The 21,630-nt window shown below is 43.1% G+C and carries 18 protein-coding genes; 12 read left to right on the top strand and 6 right to left on the bottom strand.

Annotated elements, in window-relative coordinates; translation table 11 throughout:
• Window positions 1–1,320, top strand: a complete 1,320-nt coding sequence (locus OL444_RS16175) for a serine hydrolase domain-containing protein (protein WP_264731582.1) — start codon at window positions 1–3, stop codon at window positions 1,318–1,320.
• A gap of 189 nt (window positions 1,321–1,509) precedes the next feature.
• Here OL444_RS16175 and OL444_RS16170 read toward each other — a convergent pair whose 3' ends face one another.
• Window positions 1,510–1,749 (bottom strand): hypothetical protein, encoded by a 240-nt coding sequence (locus OL444_RS16170; RefSeq protein ID WP_264731584.1) that lies wholly within the window; start codon window positions 1,747–1,749, stop codon window positions 1,510–1,512.
• A gap of 913 nt (window positions 1,750–2,662) precedes the next feature.
• Here OL444_RS16170 and OL444_RS16165 point away from each other — a divergent pair.
• Together OL444_RS16165 and OL444_RS16160 are read left to right on the top strand one after the other, a co-directional pair.
• A complete protein-coding gene (locus OL444_RS16165) occupies window positions 2,663–3,136 on the top strand; it encodes a GNAT family N-acetyltransferase (protein ID WP_264731585.1) in 474 nt (157 codons plus the stop codon).
• 563 nt (window positions 3,137–3,699) lie between these two features.
• The gene (locus tag OL444_RS16160; protein ID WP_264731587.1) at window positions 3,700–4,461 is read left to right on the top strand and encodes a hypothetical protein; all 762 of its coding nucleotides are present in this window, start codon (window positions 3,700–3,702) and stop codon (window positions 4,459–4,461) included.
• Between the two features lie 195 nt (window positions 4,462–4,656).
• Here the strand turns inward: OL444_RS16160 and ppsA are convergent, their stop codons facing one another.
• Both ppsA and OL444_RS16150 read right to left on the bottom strand, forming a co-directional pair.
• Window positions 4,657–7,275 carry a phosphoenolpyruvate synthase gene (gene ppsA / locus OL444_RS16155; protein ID WP_264731589.1) on the bottom strand — a complete coding sequence of 873 codons (2,619 nt, stop codon included), beginning with the start codon at window positions 7,273–7,275 and terminating at the stop codon, window positions 4,657–4,659.
• 19 nt (window positions 7,276–7,294) lie between these two features.
• Complete coding sequence (locus tag OL444_RS16150; protein WP_264731591.1) at window positions 7,295–7,747, bottom strand: MarR family winged helix-turn-helix transcriptional regulator; 453 nt, start codon at window positions 7,745–7,747, stop codon at window positions 7,295–7,297.
• Window positions 7,748–7,965: 218 nt separating this feature from the next.
• Here OL444_RS16150 and OL444_RS16145 point away from each other — a divergent pair, with 218 nt between their 5' ends.
• From OL444_RS16145 to OL444_RS16125, 5 genes are all read left to right on the top strand, one after another.
• Window positions 7,966–8,403, top strand: a complete 438-nt coding sequence (locus OL444_RS16145) for a hypothetical protein (RefSeq protein ID WP_264731593.1) — start codon at window positions 7,966–7,968, stop codon at window positions 8,401–8,403.
• Window positions 8,404–8,894: 491 nt separating this feature from the next.
• The gene (locus OL444_RS16140; RefSeq protein ID WP_264731595.1) at window positions 8,895–9,554 is read left to right on the top strand and encodes a hypothetical protein; all 660 of its coding nucleotides are present in this window, start codon (window positions 8,895–8,897) and stop codon (window positions 9,552–9,554) included.
• A gap of 85 nt (window positions 9,555–9,639) precedes the next feature.
• Window positions 9,640–10,464: a phosphoribosyltransferase family protein gene (locus OL444_RS16135; RefSeq protein WP_264731597.1), complete on the top strand. Its 825-nt coding sequence runs from the start codon at window positions 9,640–9,642 to the stop codon at window positions 10,462–10,464.
• Window positions 10,449–11,003, top strand: coding sequence for a TerD family protein (locus OL444_RS16130; RefSeq protein WP_264731599.1), 555 nt, complete (start codon window positions 10,449–10,451; stop codon window positions 11,001–11,003). The genes OL444_RS16135 and OL444_RS16130 overlap by 16 nt, the downstream gene beginning before the upstream one ends.
• Before the next feature lie 3 nt (window positions 11,004–11,006).
• Complete coding sequence (locus OL444_RS16125) at window positions 11,007–11,621, top strand: TerD family protein (protein WP_264731601.1); 615 nt, start codon at window positions 11,007–11,009, stop codon at window positions 11,619–11,621.
• Between the two features lie 166 nt (window positions 11,622–11,787).
• Here OL444_RS16125 and OL444_RS16120 read toward each other — a convergent pair whose 3' ends face one another.
• Window positions 11,788–12,828 carry a hypothetical protein gene (locus tag OL444_RS16120; RefSeq protein WP_264731603.1) on the bottom strand — a complete coding sequence of 347 codons (1,041 nt, stop codon included), beginning with the start codon at window positions 12,826–12,828 and terminating at the stop codon, window positions 11,788–11,790.
• A gap of 238 nt (window positions 12,829–13,066) precedes the next feature.
• Window positions 13,067–13,558 (bottom strand): cupin domain-containing protein, encoded by a 492-nt coding sequence (locus OL444_RS16115; protein WP_264731605.1) that lies wholly within the window; start codon window positions 13,556–13,558, stop codon window positions 13,067–13,069.
• A 758-nt stretch (window positions 13,559–14,316) separates the two neighbouring features.
• Between OL444_RS16115 and OL444_RS16110 the strand changes: the two genes are divergently transcribed.
• The 4 genes from OL444_RS16110 (at window position 14,317) to OL444_RS16095 (ending at window position 20,179) form a co-directional block, all read left to right on the top strand.
• Window positions 14,317–16,854, top strand: coding sequence for a tyrosinase family protein (locus OL444_RS16110; RefSeq protein ID WP_264731607.1), 2,538 nt, complete (start codon window positions 14,317–14,319; stop codon window positions 16,852–16,854).
• A 7-nt stretch (window positions 16,855–16,861) separates the two neighbouring features.
• Window positions 16,862–17,536: a hypothetical protein gene (locus OL444_RS16105; protein ID WP_264731609.1), complete on the top strand. Its 675-nt coding sequence runs from the start codon at window positions 16,862–16,864 to the stop codon at window positions 17,534–17,536.
• Window positions 17,523–17,984: a hypothetical protein gene (locus OL444_RS16100; RefSeq protein ID WP_264731611.1), complete on the top strand. Its 462-nt coding sequence runs from the start codon at window positions 17,523–17,525 to the stop codon at window positions 17,982–17,984. Before OL444_RS16105 ends, OL444_RS16100 begins: the two co-directional genes overlap by 14 nt.
• A 197-nt stretch (window positions 17,985–18,181) precedes the next feature.
• The gene (locus tag OL444_RS16095; protein ID WP_264731613.1) at window positions 18,182–20,179 is read left to right on the top strand and encodes an immunoglobulin domain-containing protein; all 1,998 of its coding nucleotides are present in this window, start codon (window positions 18,182–18,184) and stop codon (window positions 20,177–20,179) included.
• A 109-nt stretch (window positions 20,180–20,288) separates the two neighbouring features.
• Here the strand turns inward: OL444_RS16095 and OL444_RS16090 are convergent, their stop codons facing one another.
• Complete coding sequence (locus OL444_RS16090; protein WP_264731616.1) at window positions 20,289–21,548, bottom strand: UDP-N-acetylglucosamine 2-epimerase; 1,260 nt, start codon at window positions 21,546–21,548, stop codon at window positions 20,289–20,291.
• Between the last annotated feature and the right edge of the window lie 82 nt (window positions 21,549–21,630).

Below are 21,630 nucleotides of genomic sequence, written 5' to 3'. Positions count from 1 at the left end.
ATGATAAGAAACATCGCCCTTGCCACGCTGATCATGTTATCGGCTACCACCTGTATGGCACAAACTTTTAATCCCGCCCGTTTAGACAGCCTGTTTAGGCTATTGGCCGAAAAAGATAAATTTATGGGAAGTATCACCATTGCACAAAACGGTCATGTACTATATAGCCACGCTATTGGCTACTGTGATATCGCCACTTCCCGGCAAGCAGATACCCTAACCAGGTACAGAATCGGTTCTGTTTCCAAAATGTTCACCGCGGTGCTCGTGCTGAAAGCCATAGAAGAGCAGAAAATATCATTGCAACAAACGCTCGATAAATACTTTCCACAAATTGAACATGCCCGGAAAATAACTATTGAAAATTTGCTGCAACACCGGAGTGGCATTCACAACTTCACAGACGACAAAGCTTATTGGACGTATTACACCTCCCCCCAATCAGCTGCTGAAATGATGGCGATACTGGCTAAAGAGAAAAGTGACTTCGAACCCAACAGCAAAGCGGCCTATAGCAATTCCAATTATCTAATATTGAGTTATATCCTGGAGAAAATTTACAATCAGCCATATGCCAGCATATTACAGGCAAAAATCATTTTCCCTTTGGGGTTAAAAAGTACCTCCTCCGGCAACAAAACCAATGTTCGCAACAACGAATGTTATTCCTATAGCTTCAGAGACAAATGGGTCAAAGAAGCAGAGACGGATTTATCTATCCCTATGGGCGCCGGCGCCATCGTATCTACACCTACGGATTTAGCAGTTTTCATTGAACAGCTTTTCGCCGGTAAAATCATCAATGCCCAATCACTGGTGCTGATGACAACCCTCAAAGATGCATATGGCCTGGGCATCTTTTCCTACCCTTATGCCGGCCACAATAGCTATGGCCACACCGGCGGCATTGATAAATTCCAATCGGAGGTACGTTATTTTCCGGAAGAAAAAATATCGGTTGCCCTCATTTCCAATGGCTTCATCTATCCGGTCAGCGATATCATGCAATGTGCGCTGAGTTCCTGTTTCAACCAGCCTTTTGCCATACCCTCTTTTACATCTTTAACACTAGACGCGGCAGCACTGGCTCCTTTTACGGGGCAATATACCAGTACGCAGCTACCTATTAAAATAACCGTCACACAACAGGGAGATAAACTATTTGCGCAAGCTACCGGGCAATCACCGCTGGAGCTAACAGCGACTGCAACCAATATCTTTCAGTTTGAAAAGGCAGGTATTGTGCTGGTGTTTAATGCGGATAAAAAACAGATGATATTGAAACAAGGTGGGAAGGAATGGTTGTTTGATAGGGAATAAACCCGCTACTCAATTATCGTGAAGTAAAATTTTTCCTAACCTTATAATACGTTAAAAGCCTGACCCGATGAGGTCAGGCTTTTTGCAGGCGTGATACTAATGTCATATGGGGATGTCAAATATATCAATTTGACATAGGATTGAAAGGGCCATTTATAAAGGTTTCAAGGTATAATGACATCTTTTAACCTATATTTTCAGCGGACAACCATCTGAGTCTACTCTCGTATTGGCCGGAGTAGCAGGACACTTATCCCATCTGTTAATAACGCCATCTAAATCATCATCGTCATTAGGAGCTGAAATCGTTTCGGAAGTCATGATTTTATTATTTTGGTTTGCAGTAGTAACCTGCTCGCTATCATGGGTGAAGGCGCTTAACATCAGGCCTAAAGAAAACAACGCAAACAATTGAATAGAAGCTTTCATAATGAATGAATTTTTAAAGTGAATACAAAAATTTTAACCTGTAAAAGAATAGCTTACGTCCTCGTATTTACGCATCATGTAATGTCATGATCAACGTTAAAAGGCATACGTATCTCGTCCTCTTTTAAGAAGACAATAAGTCTTATCGTATTAAATATGTCTATTTAACAACAACACAACATCCGTCTGCATCAACCATACATCCTCCGGGAGTTTGCGGGCATTTATCATATTTATTGATGATGCCGTCATTATCATCATCACAGGTATCACAATAAACAGGCGCTGTTTTAGCCGTCTGTCTGGTGTTATTTAAATTAATTTCCCTGGAAGAATCATCGAAAGAAATGAAAGCAGTAAGAAGGGTAAATGTGGCAATTAACTAGAAGGAATTTTTCATAACTAAAGTGGAATATCGGGTAAAACAATTATCAAACTAATCAAGTGGTTATACATCAGGATTTTCACTACAACTAATATAGCTATAAAAACAACATCCCCAAAATGAAATTATCCGGACTTTATTCCTTTGAAACCATTTACACATCATACAGCTATCTGTATAGCTATTTCATAAAATAAGGTACAATACGCCACAATACAAACGTCTTGCGCCAGATAGGCATAACAAAGAGCACGGCAAAAGTTCACGATATTTTTGCATACGCCATCATTGCTTTTTTATTTCCAAAGCCGGCTGCACCCCACCATTTTCTGTCACTCAAAATAGATAAGACCTTTCCCCTTTATCCTCCATTCATCCCTATTTGATTTGATAACAATAAAACTCTTCCTATTTTTATCCTGTCTTAAATAATGCCCTGTTGCCGTTTCTTTCAGGCAGCGAATAAGGAACAAGTAACAACCGGGTTTAAGATACGGACCCATATACTCATTCAGAAAAAGTTTTCACATGTCAACGATCCATATCAGAGCAGCACAGCTTTCGGATGCCAAAGCATTAAGTGATTTAATTTGCGAGAATGCACTAAAAATATTGAAGCCACATTACAGCGACGAGCAATGGAATATCTTTATCAGGTATTATTCAGTAGAAGTCATGATCGAAAAGATAGCTACCCAGACGGTATTTTGCGCCGAAAGAGCAGGCCAGATCATTGGCACCGTAGCATTGGATGGCGATTTTGTAGTAGGTTTTTATACGCATGTACAACATGTCAATCAGGGTATTGGCAAACAGTTAATGGCCCATTTGGAAAACCATGCCTACCGTAACGGAATAACAACGCTGCAATTGGCAGCCTCGCCGGAAGGACTGGCATTCTATTACAAGAATGGCTGGCAAAAGATAAAAGACCTTATGATGGTACACTATGGGGTTGGTTTTGAAGAAACACTCATGACCAAGCAACTATCCCAAATCTGACATTGACCATAACACCGGTTTCGTTTTGCCAAACAAACTTCCATGGATGATCCCGGCGAATATTTCCATACTGCATGTTACCATCAAGTATTCATGCTTGAAATTTACCGGGTTATATTGTTGGTATTTTTATTCTTTTTTGTAAGCAAGCAGCCGGTGTTATCTTCAACTTTTCCAGCCAAAATTTGCTGTATCAAGGACACTTTTCCATCTCCAGCCAACACACCAAATCCGCTACAGCACTTATTTTAAATACCCCACAAGCCACCACACATATTAGCCACTCACCTATTTTTGCAGCGAAGGTGTAAATACACATGCAAAGGCTTATCCTGTGCGAAATTTAACATTTTAGTATAGGCATATACGTTATGACCGGCGCAAATACTGTTGCTTATCCAGTCCTATTTTCTTTTACACGTGTTTTTATTTTTTGAATAGTTTCGCGGTACAAAAACATCATTAGTTAACCAGGCTGCAAACCACGCGCAGCCCAATCAACCCAACATTTAACGATCCTGTAGAGCGTTCTTTGATCCTTTTAAAACCCAAATTTCTTCCGTATGAAAAAATTGTTGTTACTGATCCTTGCCGGATCCCTGACATTTGTGCATCAGTCTTGCCAGAAAAGCAATCTGACAGATCAACCCATTGAAGCAACCACCAACACCGTGTCGGCAAAAGTTAGTACCAAAGCTGCCGGCGCCTGTTTCAGTGCTCCCTATGTAGACACGTGGCATTACCCTACACCACAGCTCTACATTACACACGGCAATCAGTATGCCCGCTATGATGTGCTCACCAATACCTACAAAGGGGTGAATAGTCTTGCTGCAGGCTATGCAGGCGTACCTTTCAGCTCTTTTGATGCTGCGTATGTAGACACCTGGCATTATGCCACACCACAGCTGTATATCTTCAGCGGCAACCAATATGCCCGCTATGATATTCAGACCAATACCTTCAAGGGTGTGAACACGATTGCTGCAGGTTATGCAGGCGTACCTTTCAGCTCCATTGATGCTGCCTATGTAGATACCTGGCACTATCCTACGCCACAACTGTATCTGTTCAGCGGTACACAATATGCGCGTTACGATATCCTCACCAATACCTTCAAGGGGGTGAACAGCATCTCCGCCGGCTATGCAGGTGTGCCTTTCAGCACCTTCGATGGCACTTACGTAGATACCTGGCACTATCCTACACCGCAGTTGTATATCTTCAGAGGTAACTCCTATGCCCGTTACGATATCCTCACCAATACCTTCAAAGGGGTGAACAGTACCGCCAACGGCTACGCAGGTATTCCTTTCTGCCAATAAGCTGAAACGCCAGCGTATATACCGCAAAACCCTGCTACAGGTGGGTTTTGCGGTATGTGATATTCGGTCATTGCGCTATCAATGTCCGGAAATGAATAATACCAATCACAAAAAAACCGCCTGCATCACGCGATGCAGGCGGTTTTGCGGCTACTGATGTATTTGTATTACACTATCAAATCGCAGCTCCACATTTTATAGCATCTCTATATATCCATCGGTGCCGTTCACGCGGATGCGTTGTCCGTCTTTAATCCGCTTTGTCGCCTGCTCTACGCCAACGACTGCTGCAATCCCATACTCCCGCGCAATGACAGCACCATGGGTCATTAGTCCACCTACTTCGGTCACCAGTCCCTTGATGGATACAAATAAAGGCGTCCAGCTGGGATCTGTAAAAGCGGTAACCAGGATATCTCCTGCTTCCAGATCCGCCTCTTCCATATTTAAAATAACACGGGCGCGCCCTTCTATCTGTCCGGAAGAAACAGCCAGTCCTACCAGGGCATCGGCCGGTATATTTTCCCGTTTGTAGGTGCCCCGGATGATTTCTCCATCAGAGGTGAGTACCCGTGGTGGCATCAGTTTTTCATATAGCTGGTACGCTTCTTTTCGTTGACCGATCAACTGTTCATCTACCTCCTGTGTACGTACTACTTCCCATAGCTCTTCAAAAGTGAGGTAGTATATCTCTTCCTTTTTATGCAGGACGCCAGCCGCTACAAGTGCAGCAGCTTCCCGCAGTAATGCCTGCCGGTAAATGAAATAGCGTTTCATCTTGGCGTATTTGGGATACTCCCGGTAACCACTTAAATTTCTGATCAGGTCTATCTTTTGTTTTGTTTCACGGGCTTTGGTTGCACCATCGGGCAATTGTTTCAATTGCGCCAGCAACGTTTCTTCTTTTTGTAAAGCCTGCGCTAATCCCGCGTCAAATTTCCGTTTGCCGGCATGCGGTGCAACGTTTTTGATATTGCTAAGTATCAATGGAACCAGCGTAGCCGGCTTTTCACACCAACGCATTCTCGTAATATCGATTTCACCGCTACAGCGCATGCCGTATTTGTTGAGATAGGCATCGATAGCCTCCCTGGCTGCTGCTCCCCCTTCCAAGGTAATCAGGTCTGTTAAAGCACTATCTTCTTTTATCTGTTGCAAGTAAGCAATAACCGCCGGATAAGGGCGTATCACATCGGCTACATCCAACAGTGCCAGTCCCATTTCCGAAGTAACATTGTTGGATACAGATTGCGCCAGTACATCGGCTACATTTTTTTCACCTAACCATTCCTGCATGTTGTCATTGATCCAGAAGGCAGCATTGATCGCTGTTATAATAACACCCAGACTTCTAGGGTCGAATAACTCCTTGCCTAACCGCTGTATATCTTCCCGGATAAAATCAAATAAAGCGGTGCCCGATTTCGTTTGAATATTTTGTTGTAAGGTGTTGATCTCTGTTTCACTATTGGCGATCAACTCAGCTACTATATTGGGATCGTTTTCGATTTGTGTACCGGCAGTCAGCATCGCCTGGTGCCGTTTACCCAGGTCGTCGTCCTGCTTGTCATCTGCCGCCATTTTTATAAAGTCTCCCCGTTCTATTAAGGTGAGGAGCGCATCTTTTATCAGCGGATCTGATTTGCCCAATCCATTTAATATTCTATCGCTGCCTGCTCGTGTAGACAACTCCTGCGCCACATCCACAAACAGCCTTCCACCCGCGTGATACATAGGCCGTACGGCTATTAATTGAAAGAAAGACAACCCCAATGGTTTGATGGCATCCGTCATCATTTGCTGATGCCCTACAGATACATACACGTGCGGGACGTTATCGTTTGTTTCAGGGATGGGGTATAACGTGGTAACAGGGCGACTCTGAACGATATAACAGGTATCGTTCATCCAACACCATTCGATATCCTGAGGGCTACCAAAATGGGCTTCGATTTTCCTCCCCAGGGAAGCCAGCTGCAACACCTGCGCATCTGTCAGTGCCGGCTTGTTTTGCTGATCTACTGCTATTTTCTGTTGTTGTGTCCCCCCTGCTTTCACCGCATATATACCCAGTTGCTTGGTAGATATCTTCTTCGAAATGAATTCCCCCTGCCGTACTTTATAGTGATCTGCATTCACCAGGCCGGCCACCAGGGCTTCTCCTAATCCGAAGCTGGCATCAATGGAGACTACTTTTCTATTGGCGGTTACCGGATCTGCCGTAAACATAATGCCGGCCGCCTCCGGGAAAATCATTTGCTGAATCACCACAGCTAAATAAACCTGTGAATGATTAAAACCATTTTGCATGCGGTAGATGATCGCCCTGTCTGTATACAACGATGCCCAACATTTGCTGATATGCTGCAGGATCGCCGTTTTACCGATAATATTCAAATACGTATCCTGTTGCCCGGCAAATGATGCTGCCGGCAAGTCTTCTGCCGTAGCGCTGGACCGCACCGCAAACGCCTCATTTTCATCAAATCGCGTGAGATATCCGATAATCTCCGCTGCTATCGCTTCCGGAATGGGTATCTCTTCAATCGTCTTACGGATCCTCGCACCTATTTCACTGATGCCTTTCCGGTCATCCATTGGTAGCAGGATCAACTGATCCAGCAGTACGCGAAATGTTTCGTTACTCCCGATAATTTGCTGATAGACTGCTGTCGTAACGCAAAAACCAGCAGGGACCTGTATACCCGCGATCCTGGATAATTCTCCGAGATGGGCGCCTTTGCCTCCTGCTATAGCCTGTTTCGACTTATCGATTTCCTGAAAACCAAGTATGTTGGCACTTATTTTTTTCATACGTAGCTGCTGTTTAGGATTATTGATTGAGTTTTCCGGTTTCCTCCGTCATTATTTCAATTGATTTTAAAAAGTAGGCTTCAATGATTTTGAGCTCCTTGTCTGAAAAGGAAGCTATCAGCTGTTCTGAATGGCTCCGGTACTCCTTATAAAGCGGTTCAAAGAGTGCCATGATGTTTTTCGTGTTCGGTTCGATGAGTACCTTCCGCCTGTCATCTTTGGCAAATTGTCTTTTCACCAGTTTTTTCTTTTCAAACCGGTCTATTAACCCGGTCACCGCACCGGTGGTGAGCCCTGTTAAAGCTGATAGCTCCCCCGCCGTCATTTGCCCTTTCTGCATTAAAAAGCCCAAGTACTTATGGTCCGTTCCTGAAAGCCCCGCCTTTCGTGCCACGGCCTCATGCATCTGAATAGAAGTATAGGCGTGCAATTGACTCAGTTTCCTGATTTGTATGAGCAATTCATTATCCATTTTATATCTTATTTAGTAAATATCTTAGATACTAAGATAATATTTATTCGGGGAATAATCCAAATAATACGGATAAGTTTTTCCTGTTTACAGGGATGACTATTCCTTTTTTCTCTGATGTTGCCGCTCAGCGTCCTCCTTTGTACCCAGCCAGCACAGGAAACAAAAGGAACAATAATTTGCTATCTTTAGCACCGACTCATTAATCACTATTATTGATGGAACATCCATTCTGGGGAAATATCCAACGGGATTCATCCAGCTGCACGGCGGGCATTACCTTTTCCCATCCTTTTTTTGGTAAGGGCACAACGGAGATCCTGCTGGAGCCAGGACCGGGCAATACCATGCCGGATGAAGACCTGTTGCAGGCTTATGCCCACACCTACACTTATTTTATAAATAGTATCGGCAATCGCCTCGTCACCTTACAGCAGGCCATGTTTGAAGTATATATGGAATACCTGAAACCAGCGGAGGACAATGACATCGATACCCTGCAGGTACATAACGACTATATAAAAGAACTGGCTTTTATCAGAATAGGTCCGAATGATATGGTGGAACTGTGTTTTTATTACTCGCTGCTAAATGCACCTGTACACTCTGTATTTTTTATAGGCGATCAGGTATATGCCCGCTATAATCAGCCGTAAGGAATGGGCTACTAATGAGGCTATGCCACATTAAAGGCATAGCCATTTTCTTCCGTGTATATTGGCTCAAACAATAGCCCCCTCCTCCTACGCCCTATTCATGGGGTTGAATGCCCGGTATGGCCGCACCTTATACTTTTCCTCCCCTGCGATGACGGGTTAATGGCTCATGCTGAGATGCCTTAACAGATTAAGCACATTTTTTTCTCTCCGATATCACTATTGCCGCTGAAAGTTCCCTTGTTTTAGCTGTTTACGGTTTCCCGTAAAACGGATCGCCTCCTCACGATTACTTTTGAATACCAAATCACCTAATTACTTATCGAGGAACTATCATGACAACCAATTTACAGCAACTACCAACAACGGGCATTGGTATTATTGGCCCATACGTCGCCCCGGTGTTGAGGTACTGCCCCAAACAGATAGCGGTTAAAAGCTTCCATTTCTCGTTGATTTTAATACTAACACCAAAAAACAAAATAAAAAAGATGGCTACCAACTTACAAAAAATCACACTGGAAAAGAAAGGAGATACACATGTGATCGATCTCTCCAAAGCAACAGCAACCCTCACGCAGGAAATCAACATCAACCTGAACTGGTCTAAAGGCAGCAAGAAAAATTTGTTCGGTGGCTTATTCAGCACCACCAGCAACATTGACCTGGACCTGGGTTGTTTCTATGAACTGAATAACGGGACCAGGAATGTCATCGATGGCCTGCAATTCGCTAAAGGTCAGGGTGGCCCCAGAGACCGACACACCAGACAGGGACGATATACCGGAGAGCCATGGGTCTGGCATACAGGCGACGACCGGGGAGCAGCAGCCGGATCCGGCGAAAACATCATCGTTAATCCCAAAGGATTGCGCGATCTGAAACGTATGGTTATTTATTGTCTCATCTATGGTGGTGCTGCGAGGTGGCAGGAAACCAATGCCGTCGTAACCGTGCAAGTACCTGGCAATACGGAAATAGAAGTCTATATGGGCAATCAGGTAAGTCTCAATAATTTCTGTGCGATAGCAGAAATACTGTTCACGCCCGATTCTATTGAGGTACGAAAACTGGTCTCCTTCCACCCCTCCCATGGCGCCTGTGATAAAGCCTACCACTGGGGATTAAGATGGACTTCCGGTTCTAAATAGACCTCACACACGAATATCGCCTCACGCTTTTCGTCCAACAGACAACCCCATCAGACACCATTTTTAAGCTGATAAAAAACAGATAATGGAGGCAAGATACAGCCGTTACAAAATCGATGACCCAGACAGTTGTCCATTTTCGGAATTGGCATATAGCCGGTTTAAATTCGGAGATATTGCCTATGCGGAAAAGTTTGCAGAGGAACTATTCGCCGGTTTCATTGCGCAATACAGCAACCTGGTTCTTGCTCACGAAAGCATCATCCTGTTGCCCAGCCCATATCATACGATACCCACTGCTTCCGGTTTCCTTTGTACCTTCTTCAAAAAGCACCTGAACAGATTCTTATTCCGGAATGGCAAGGCTGCCTGCCAGGAGGGTAAAATTCACCGGATGCAAACTTATGTGGAAGATTATGGCAACATGAACTATGCACAGCGGGTAACCCTGATCGCCCACGATACTTATTATCTGGATCGCGACTTCCTTGCAGGGAAGCTCTGCCTCTTTCTGGACGACATAAAAATTACAGGTAGTCATGAACATACGGTGCGTAAGATTTTAAAACAGTATGCTGTATCCGGGACTTTCCTTTTTCTCTATTACGCAGAACTGAGGAATACTTCCATTCATCCGCGCATAGAAAATTATTACAACTACTTTGCTGTAAAATCAGCACAGGATATTATCCGTATCATGTACGGCCGCAGTTTTCATTTTAACACCCGTGTCGTCAAATACATCCTTTTAATGAATGATGCCGACTTCACGCTTGTCATGCAAAGCATCTCTCCGATGCAACGCAGGGAACTACTGGACCTCGCCATCAGTAACAATTATCATCAAATAAAAGCTTATCAAAAAAACATTTTAAACCTAAAACCTGATACATCATGTCAATTAACCTGATCAAAGGACAAAGAGAAAATATCCATGCCCCAAAATTCACTATTGGCCTGGGCTGGGACACCAATACCGCCGCTACCGGAAGTGCATTTGACCTGGATGCTTCCGCATTTATTTTAGGTGAAAACAAAAAACTGTTGTCCGACCAGCACTTCGTGTTCTACAACAACCTGAAATCGCCCAATGAAGCAGTCATACATACAGGTGATAACCTTACCGGAGATGGGGATGGGGATGACGAGCAGCTACTCGTAAACCTTTCGGGGATTGATAGCGACGCCAGCGAAATCTGCATTGTGATTACCATTCATGATGCCACAGCCCGGAATCAGAATTTTGGACAGGTACGCAATTCCTTCATCCGCATTTTTGATACGGCCACCAACAAAGAGCTGCTCAAATATGAACTGGAGGAAGATTTCTCCATTGAAACAGCCGTCGAATTCGGCAGGATTTACAAAAAGAATAATGAATGGAAATTTGAAGCGGTAGGCATCGGAACAAAAGGTGGGCTGCAGGAATACCTAAACAGATTTAACTAGTACATGATGGCAATTGATTTACAGAAAGGCCAGCGCATCACCCTCCGGAAAAGCAACGGTGGCCAGCTTCAGCACATTTGCGTAGGCGTAAACTGGGGCGCCATTGAACATAAAAGGCTGTCTGGCAGCATCGAAAAAGAAGCCGTGGACCTGGATGTAAGCTGCATCCTGTTCGATAACAGCAAACACAAACGGGAGGTGGTCTATTTCGCAAACCTCCGTTCCACTGATGGCGCCATCGTACACAGTGGTGATGACCTCACCGGTGATATAGACGGCGACGACGGACTGGATAACGAAATCATTACCGTCGACTTTTCGAAACTGCATCCTGCAGTAGCTCAAATCGCCTTCGTACTGAATAGCTTCCAGGGACATGATTTTGGCACCATTCCTTTTGCTGCTATCCGTCTTTATGAAGGCTCCTCCTCCAGGGTACACGAAGTATTCGCCAGTTATAATATTGCCAAAGGCGCTGGTTTTTCCGGTCATACGGCTATGGTGCTGGGAACCTTCTATAAGAAAAACAATGAATGGAAGTTCAATGCCATAGGCGAGCCTAGCAAAGATCATCAGCTGGAAGAGACCATTATCACCGTACAACAAAAATACCTGTAGCGAATCAACAGGCGACCACTTTGTATCACACCACAACAGCGGGCTTATTTATCCATATTCAATCGCAGCACAGCCGCCGGATCCGGATGAGATCCGGCGGTGCTATGCTGCACCTAATAGGCCGGAAGGATATGGATTTATTAAAGCAGATAGTGATCTTTTGCTACTATAAGTGTTCCCGGGCTACCATTTCCGTGATACTTAAAATATTATCTCTTAATATATCCACCAGTTCAAGTCCTTCTTTTTCTTCCACAATTCTGCAGATTAAATGCCTATTACCACAGAATGAAGCCATGTCAAAATACAGGACATCCAGTTCCTTTCCATTACATTTAATTCCCATTTTCTCATATTCGTCCAGTACGTCCCTGCTTATCTTACCACTCCGGTACAATAGCTCATAATACAACCGGGGAGCCCTTTTAATTGAATATCCTTCTTGTATAAGGATCTCAGAAAGATCCATTACACTACGCGTGTAAATTACTAATACATTCATATTCCGTCCGGTAATATCATAAATATTCTCTCCATATTTATGATACATACATATACCGGAAATGGTGGTATCATCGAGCACAGACGCTATGATTCTATTTTTAAAATCATAGACCGGATCTCTTACCTCATATACATGAACCTGCTGTAATAAATACTGAAACACTTTTTCTACTACGCCACCACTATGCAACTGTATATTACCAAAATAATACTTCATGGCAGACATAGGCTTCTTGTCAAGTCCTTCATTATTCGTCATTTTATCCGATTTAATCCGCACTCCTTTCTCTTCAACAAAGAGTACTTTCAGCCAATTATCAACAGCTAATACGATCGATTCATCCGCTGCATTTCTCACCTCTTCAAATTCATCAAACCATACGTAGCTATTAAAACATCTTTCTAACTCAGGCAGGATTTTATTCATATCTGCTACACAACACACCAGACTAACCGGGGCGCCTGCATAAACACCGGCGAGTTCATTTCCCAGGGCTGAAAAAGTCTGATAAAAAACCAATTGCTCTCCATTGGCCGGATCCTTATCTGTTCTCTCATATACCTTGTACAACAAATCGGATCCGGTATTTTTTTCCTGAAATCCCAGGAGCATCATCAGATGTGTCAGCTCTTCGACATGGATATTATACTCAATACTCAAAAAAGAACGGGTATATTCAAACGGGTTAACTTCAACTAACATAGGATAGGATTTAAGGGTGATGGGGTAAAGCGTGCTACTAACTATGATCAATTTACATTTACATCAAAAAAATGCCATCCGACTTCAAACAATACTTATCTCACAATACTCAAACCGATTACATCGGTTCCGACACTATTATCTTCAAAAATATCCGGCTTGCAACCGGTATGCCTGCCTCATGTACACCAACGTACAACTAGTTCTTTCTAAAAAATCACATCACTACTGCTTAATATTAATATGCAAGTGATGATATGAGTTGCTCATGTTGCGGAAATTCCTTTATTAATTCCATTCGGTTTCCCATCACCGCATCCGCATAATCAAAACCAGGAGCAATAGTACATCCTGAAAGACTGAATCCATCCGGCGTTTCCACCCGCTCAGCAAACCAATTACCTGCAGGTATAACAAGTTGTAATACTTCTCCTGATAAAACATCCTTGCCCAATCGATGCGTCTTCAATCTTCCATCCGTTAATAATTCATAAATAAAAAGTGTATCTCCTGCATAATAATGCCACATTTCATCTGACAACAGGCGATGAAATCCGGAAAAGTCACCAAATTCCAACAAGTAATAAATGGCGGTAGATGCTGCTCTCTCTCCGGAAAATGGTACCATCATTGGTATTGGCAATGATGACCGGTATGTTTCCTTTAAATAACCACCTTTATCAAATTTTTCGAGACCTAAATGGTTGATCCAAAAAGAAGATAATTTCATAGGATAATGATTTATAATTTTGTGATTAATTAGTTTGATTTCATTCCGTGCTTAGGTGTCAATAAACAATTCAAAAGTAACGCAACCAAGTGCATTCATTTTTCCAACAAATCAGTTTATAAATTTCTTCACGTTTGCAACGCGTAAATAAATTCAAAAAAACATCCAGGCAGATAGCAGATAAACATACCTAATCCCACCAGCAACATCATCCATAAGCCCTTATACCATCTTCACTTCAAGCACAACACTACAAAGCCAATAAAACCCAAAATGATTATTAAAAAAACTATCGTTTCTAAAACAATAAAATAAAAAAAACTAATACTGCTATCGATCCTCTGCTCAAACTTTATAACTTTACTATCATACTTAATAACGTAAGAAAAAAAGATAACCAATACCCATTACCCCAACCGATCATGTTACTACGCCTTACATTACTATTAATGATACAATACCATATTATCATTACTGCGTTAACCCTTTAAAATTCTAAATAAGAAAAATTTACCCCTGCAGCAATATCCTTATAGAGTATTTAAACAAAAACCTGATCCATTACCTAAAAGACCTATCAACACAACATTTCATCTTAAACATAGCTACCACCCAACAAAAAACAGGCATTACACATATCGCACCATTCAACTGTATTAAACATCCAGGCAACTATGTTTAATAGCAACCTGTACACATGTAAGTCTACATGGTATGTATAGCGTCAAATACTTACTATTCACCTAATCCATAATCCTATGCCGGACATTAATGAAATTCGACAAGCCATCTGGAATAATTTTTCCAAATCTTTGATCCCGGTAAACAACACTACGGTACCACATCAGATAATACTACCGGGCATCCAACACGCGAACGTTGCCACACCATCAAACGCTACCAGCAATGAAAATTTTTCAGCATTCAGCAACGAACACCAGACAATCGCCAAAGAAATCATCACAACCCTATATAATATAGCCAATGACAAAAACAAAACAGCCAAAGAGGCTATTGACCAGGCGATTCAATACTATAATGATTCAGATCATAATACCGAAATAAAAAAATATGCGTTTATGGTGTTCATCACGCATAATAAGTTAGCAAAAAAGAATCTCGGCGGCACCATCCCCGGGATTATACAAAGAGACCCCCATAAAGTAATACCCTCCCAGTGCTACAAAGTTTTGATGGTAGCCGACAGCGATGTTACTGAAAAAAACAGTTATGCTACCGGCGGTTGCTCCAGCCCCGAAGAAAACCTGCTTAACTATTTTCGGGAAGATCCTTTATTGAATGAGCATCATGAACACTGGCATGTTGTTTATCCCAATGGAGGAGTACCGGAAACAGATCAAAAAGGAAATGTACGATATAAAGAAAAAGAAAGGCATGGCGAGTTATTCATCTATATGCACCAGCAATTACTCGCACACTATGAAGCACACAGGCTGTCCTGCGGACTCAACAAGGTAACTCCCTACGATTTTAGTACTGCCATAGATGTTGGATATGATCCCGGAGGGCTTGTACAGTTATTTGGTGATATTCAATACAGCAAAAGAGAAAAGGATTGGACCGTACAACCATTAACCAATCAGGATGGCACGATCACATATAGTGTTGCACAGCATAGAATATACATGCAGAAAATAGCCGAAGCGATGCTCAATGGATACATCAAAACAGATACTAAAAAAATAAAGTTAACCGCCGATTTAATCGGATTAATCATAGAGTCTCTCCATACACAAGTGGAATCATTCAGGGATATTCATGAATATTATGGGAACATTCATAATCTGGGTCATAACCTCATCGCCAATGCACCCGGCACCCCGGCGCCCTGGGGCGTAATGAGCGCCACCGCCACTGCAGTAAGAGATCCCCTATTCTATCGCTGGCACAGACACATCAATAATTTAAGTATTTCCTGGCAGAATACGCAAAAACCAATTGATTTTTCTGATAGCCCCAATGTATTAATCAGGAAAGGGTATGACTGGTCTCCGGATATCATTATCTGCGATTTGAAAGAGCTATCTTCCATAGGCCTGCAACTGGGCATGTCATTAGCGGAAATAGGAGAAAAATGTTTCGGTCATGAGCACTGGAATAAGGACTATTCTGATTCCTTCATTATGATAGATAATCCGGCTACTAAAAGTAGTATCCGGCTGAATACCTTATCCACGATAAACACGAAAATGTCAACAGGTTTTATTACGATATCAGATCTGCCAGCTGCAGCAAGCTCCTATCGTATCCCCTACCCCTACCTGAATCATGAACAATACTGCTATTACCTTCGGATACAAAACCTGTCACCCGTCATCTCCAAGGTAACCATCAGGATGTTCATGGTACCCAAAGCTTTTGCGGAGGATAGAAGCATGTGGATTGAATTTGATAAATTCACCTATGAAATGCCAGGTAATTCAAGAAATGTAGTCTGCAGACGGGACATCGATTCTTCTATTATCAGAAAACCAGCAGTCATCAATCCGGACATAGAAAACATTGGCTATAAACCTTTATCCATTGTCGATATGGAAGAAATGCTGGCAGGTGGTGTTACCCACTTTTTAGATGCACTTGAGCAGTTAATCGCCTCCACGGATTCCTTCAACCATAATGCAGACGCGCATCCCAATCTGCTTGATTATTATCTCCTTTATAAAACATCTGTCCATACATCAGCTGCCGATATTCCTATCTATCAATCCAATTTAATCAGCATTCTCACCAAATACTTCAAAATTCTTACCATTGTTTGGGAAGAAATCAATCAATTAAACTTAAGCACCTCTCCCGATATGCTCTCTGCCATTAATGCGGCATATCATCAAACACAACACGAATTAACCATCGGCAAGCCAGATAACGCATTCCTGGCCATCACAAAATTCATTGAATCATTCATCCACTTCCTACACGACAGTATAGACGAGTATGAACCTCAACTTACCGAATCCATTATGCATGCATTCCGCAGAGTGTATGACTTATCATTCTGCGATTGCGGATTGCCATATAATCTTTTGTATCCACGTGGTTCGGCGGAAGGAATGCCTTATTATATGATGGTGCTGCTTACAGATTGGAACAAGGACTACAGCGGTACCGAAAACTGTTGCGGATCTATGAGCTATTGCGGCGCCAAAGATACCTATCCGGATATCCGGGAGATGGGCTATCCGTTTAATCGTCCTTTTGAGCAAGGTATTATGGAAACCATGTGCAGCCTGGATAATGCATCATTCCGATCCTTTTCGATTAAACTATCTAAATAAATGCCACATGAACAACCTACAAATTACGATCAACTGGGGAAATGCAACGGGGCAAAGCCGATCAGCCATACGACAAATCATCAGGACTGTTCTGCTCCAACAACATCAATTACCCTGCTGGCGGGAAAAAAAAGCGGGTAAATACCTCCTGCCTGGCAGATTATTCACTAACCCTACAAATATTACTATCAATGGCCGGAAAGTACATGTTTTCAAAAATGAAATGGATATATTAAACCCGGAGATGTTATTGCATAAAATAAAAAAACTACCGGCTGTAAATACCTCCAAAGCGATAAAACAAACTATCCGCCACGTCGTAACAGCAATGCTTATTGCTTTATTTCCTAAATGTCCGGTTTGCTGGGGTATTTACCTGAGCCTATTCAGCTCCGTTGGCATAGCTAAAATCCCCTATACGCCGGAGATGCTGCTGCTCTTTCTACTCATCATGGTGTATAACATTTACCAGATGTACCATACCTGTTTCATCAGAAAATATTTTATCCCCTGGTACATACAGCTGACTGCATACCTGGCGCTCCTGATCAACTGGCGATATATGAATAACGATTGGATTATCGGCCTATCCATTACCGGCCTTGTTTTATCATCCTTACTGATAAATACCCGGCTTAGTATCCATCATCTTCTCAAATCAATTAAACATGGCTTACATTAACTTAAATGGTGATTACATCTATCGGGCGTTCATCAACAGTAAACACCTGACAACGCCTGTCGCAGACCTGAAGTTTGGAGAAGGCATCATGACCATACGGCAAAACAGCAGCGGAATGCTATACGGTAATCTAACCATGGGCAATGGACTGGAACTAAAAATCCGGGGAAAATTAACCACTAAAGCAGATTGTAACCTGATCAGCATGATTGGTATTGGTGTTGCCGGTACCGAAACTGCCGGATGGGAATATGAATACCTGGGCCTTATCATTCCCCATTGGACTCCGGCAGTAAAACAGCCCCTATCTGTTACCGGCAGCGTAATCAGGCTTAAAGATCATGGCCAGTCAATGGCCGGAGAAACTGCTACCTTTTACATGGTGCATTTCTCTAAGCTATCCACCGCCAGTTCATTGATTCCACCGGATATGATTATTCAGATTTAAGCAGTTGCCACAAGTATTATCCTATCATCCCTATCCTTACATCCTATATACACCTATTATCCTATGTACCACTCCACAACCATCAACTGTAAAAGGTATTTAATCCCTGCCAAAAATTCCAACAGATTTAGCCATCGCATCATCAGCAAAACCCGGACACAACATTCCTATTCACACATCCTTAAAACCATTCAGCCATGAAACAGATACCATATGTCATCACCCGGAAATACCTCTTTTTCCTTATTCTCTTTTTTCTTACTAACCTGATTACCGGAAAAGTATTTAGCCAGTATATCTATGCAACACAACAAACCAATCAGGTTAATGGGCTTTGTGTCCTATGTGGCATCACCGCACCGGATGCGCCCATCAACAACAGCGATCTGGACGACTATTCTACTTTTACGATTACTGCCGGCCTGCTTGGCGTCAGTGTTGAACAAACGCTTATCTTCAGTGATCTTAGCAATAATGGATGCGACTCTTTAGTAATAGGTATTGGCAGCAGCAATGCGGTACTATCCGTTAATCTGTTTGGTGGTATATCCACCCAAACATTTAATGGCACGATTCCCAACAATGATCTGCAAACATCTATATCAGGTTCGATCAGGTTATTAAATAACAATACCAGAGCTGAAATATCATTAAAACCCGGCGCCACATTCGACCGGGTAAAAATTTCACTTAACAGTACTTTACTGGGGCTGTTAAATTCATTCCGGCTTTATTATGCCTATAAGAAACCAGCCACCAATCCACCGGCAATCAGCAGGGATACGGCCATATGCCCTGGCAAATCCGTTACACTCTCGGCCAGCGGCGGAGCCGGCGCTACTATCTCGTGGTATAATGCCTTAACTGGTGGCACCTTGCTGTATACCGGAAATAATTTCACCGTTACGCCTGCAACTACGACCAGTTATTATGCAGCCGCCACTACTGTCAGTGGCTGCAAAAGCACCCGCAGTAAGGTAACCGTTACGATCATACCTCCTCCGGAAAACCCTGTATATACAGTACCTGCAGCCATGACCTGCGGCAACACGGCCATCACTGTCAGTAATTACAGACCTGGTTTGAAGTATAACATCTTCGTAAAATATACCGGGCTGTCCGGACTCATACTCGACACCACTTTCAGTGTTACCAATACCAGTAGTTTTATTGTACCTGACATCAATTTTGAAACCCATGTACAGGCGAATATAGGCGTACAGGCCACCGACCTGCAGACGGGATGTCAATCAGATACCACCTTCGCAGCCTTCATCTACGGCGGTCATTCCTCTGTGCCCACTTTAAATGCTGATAGTGTATCTATTTGTAAATATGACAGCACCACGCTGCATGCCGAGTACGCATTACCCGCTATTTACCGGTGGTATGATGCGCCTACGGGTGGCAATCTCCTCTTCACGGGTCAGGATTACCGCGTTAGTCCGGCTATTACCACTACTTATTATGTCGGTCTGGGATATGTATGTGAGAATAAAATACGTAGAGCCATTAAAGTTATTGTTAAAAAAACAACGAATCCATTGTACACAGTGCCACAGGGATTTCAGTGTAAATCTCCTGTCATTACCATCACCAACCATCAGCCTTCTTATTACTATAAGGTTCGGGTAATAGGATTGTTTTTTATGGGCGCTCCCTATGATACCTCTTACCTCGTTAAAAACTCAAATAAAGTTATACTTCCCGCTTTAACCTTCCAGGCGCCGGTATCCATCAATTTGTACATTCAAGCTTTAGATACGATTACCGGTTGCAGATCAGACTCTGTTTTGAAACAATTTACCATGGGAGGTTTTGCCGGATATCCCGGTGCGTCATTCGATAGTACCACCATTTGCAAAGGGGATAGTGTTGTCATTAACGGCTTTTTCCCTAACCGTCCGTTGGCGGTTATCCGTTGGTACGATGCCCCGGTAAATGGCAATCTATTATTCACAGGGAATAATTTTAAAGCCAAACCTACGGCTACCAAAACTTACTATATTTCAGCCGGATTTGAGTGTGAGTATCCGGTAAGAAGACCGGTTAAAGTGAAAGTAAACAATTGCGTTACAAAAACCAGTCACAATAGGCAACCGGCAGCTGCCAGATCAAACGCCAGGATACATCTATCCACAAACCCTACACCCGATTTAAGACAGGTTAAAACAAATACCAACAAACGTAAGTAATTAAAACCCATGTAGGATCATGCCCGTTGAAAACCGGGCATGATCCGTTTTTAGGAATGTGCGCTGTTTTGCTGAATCCTTGCAACAACATCCCCTTTATGAAGCCCTGTCAATAGGTCAACAATCTTTTTGCAGCATTACATTTAGGCACATACTGCTCCAGACAGGTCACCATCCGCTCTGCCACTTTACTACCATAGATATTGACGTTATCTGCAGACCTCCGGAAAACCCCGGTATCAAAAGCCCGGATGAGGTTATTACAGATAAACCCCTCCGATACCGGCGGCAGCAACAGATTACTGTGGACATCCAGTATAGTTTCAGGACGATCCGTAGAATAACGCATCGTCAGACAGGGAACACCCAGTATATGAGCTTCCTCCTGTAGTCCTCCGCTGTCGGTATAAAGCCCCAGGCAATGTTCAGACAGCATAAAGGAAACAACATCCAGATAGGAAGGCCATAAATCACATACGTTAACACCAGCCCTCACTGCAGACGCCAACGCTTCATCGAGTTCGAAATGTTCAATAGCAGCCATCATCGCATTCGATTTCATCAGCAATACATTCATGCCCTGCCGGCTTAAGCGGGTAATGCCCCGGAGTAGCGGCAACAGCCTGTCTGGCTGCATATTTTCCCGCCGATGCAGGTCTACGCGGAGCCATTTCTTTTGTGCCAAAAACGGATACCGTTTTAAAAAATCATCTTTATGGGCATATTTACGCATCACCTCCACGGCATCACTGCTTAATGATCCGGTAATGGTGATATTCTCCGCACGGTATCCTTCACGCAAAAGATTATGTCTGTTTCTTTCCACCGGTGCAAACAACAATTCAGCAGCTACGCTGGCAAGCCGGGAATCCATCCCTTCCGGGAAAGGATCATTGATATGACTGGTCCAGTCCCATGCTGTCTGCTGCAGAAAATCGTCTTCCAGCCACAACTCCTTGTTTGCAGGTCCATAGGAGCGCAACCCTGCTTCTATGTGTACACTCCGTACACCTGTCAGGAAATAAAACAATTGCGGCAACATACCGGCGGAAAAGGTATCACCGGATACCAGCGGGATAATATCAGGTGCTCCGGGATATGCCGACATAACCTGCAGAAATTCTGTTACCGACTGACACATCGCAATAATCCGGTCGCCAAAATCAGGACCGTTTGAACACAGGTTTACCCCAATCAGTTCTTTATAACCAAATTCTTCAATCTGCGTAGTCAGGATCTCATCATAATGTTGATTGCTGTTCAGCAACAGAAAAGGCAGATCGCTCCGTTGCATGGCGTTTATCAGGCTCGCCATTTTAATAAAGCAAGGCTTTGTGGCAATAATAGGCAGCAATAAAGGCCGTTTCATATCCCTTGCTTTCCTGAGGGCGTTTTCAGCCATTCCGGCCGTAATTGAACGCTTTAAGACGTATTCCATATCTCTTTATAAA

This window comes from Chitinophaga nivalis (assembly GCF_025989125.1).
Classification (GTDB): domain Bacteria; phylum Bacteroidota; class Bacteroidia; order Chitinophagales; family Chitinophagaceae; genus Chitinophaga; species Chitinophaga nivalis.
The sequence above is the reverse complement of the archived record's forward strand: the minus strand, read 5'-3'. Positions and strand labels throughout refer to the sequence as shown.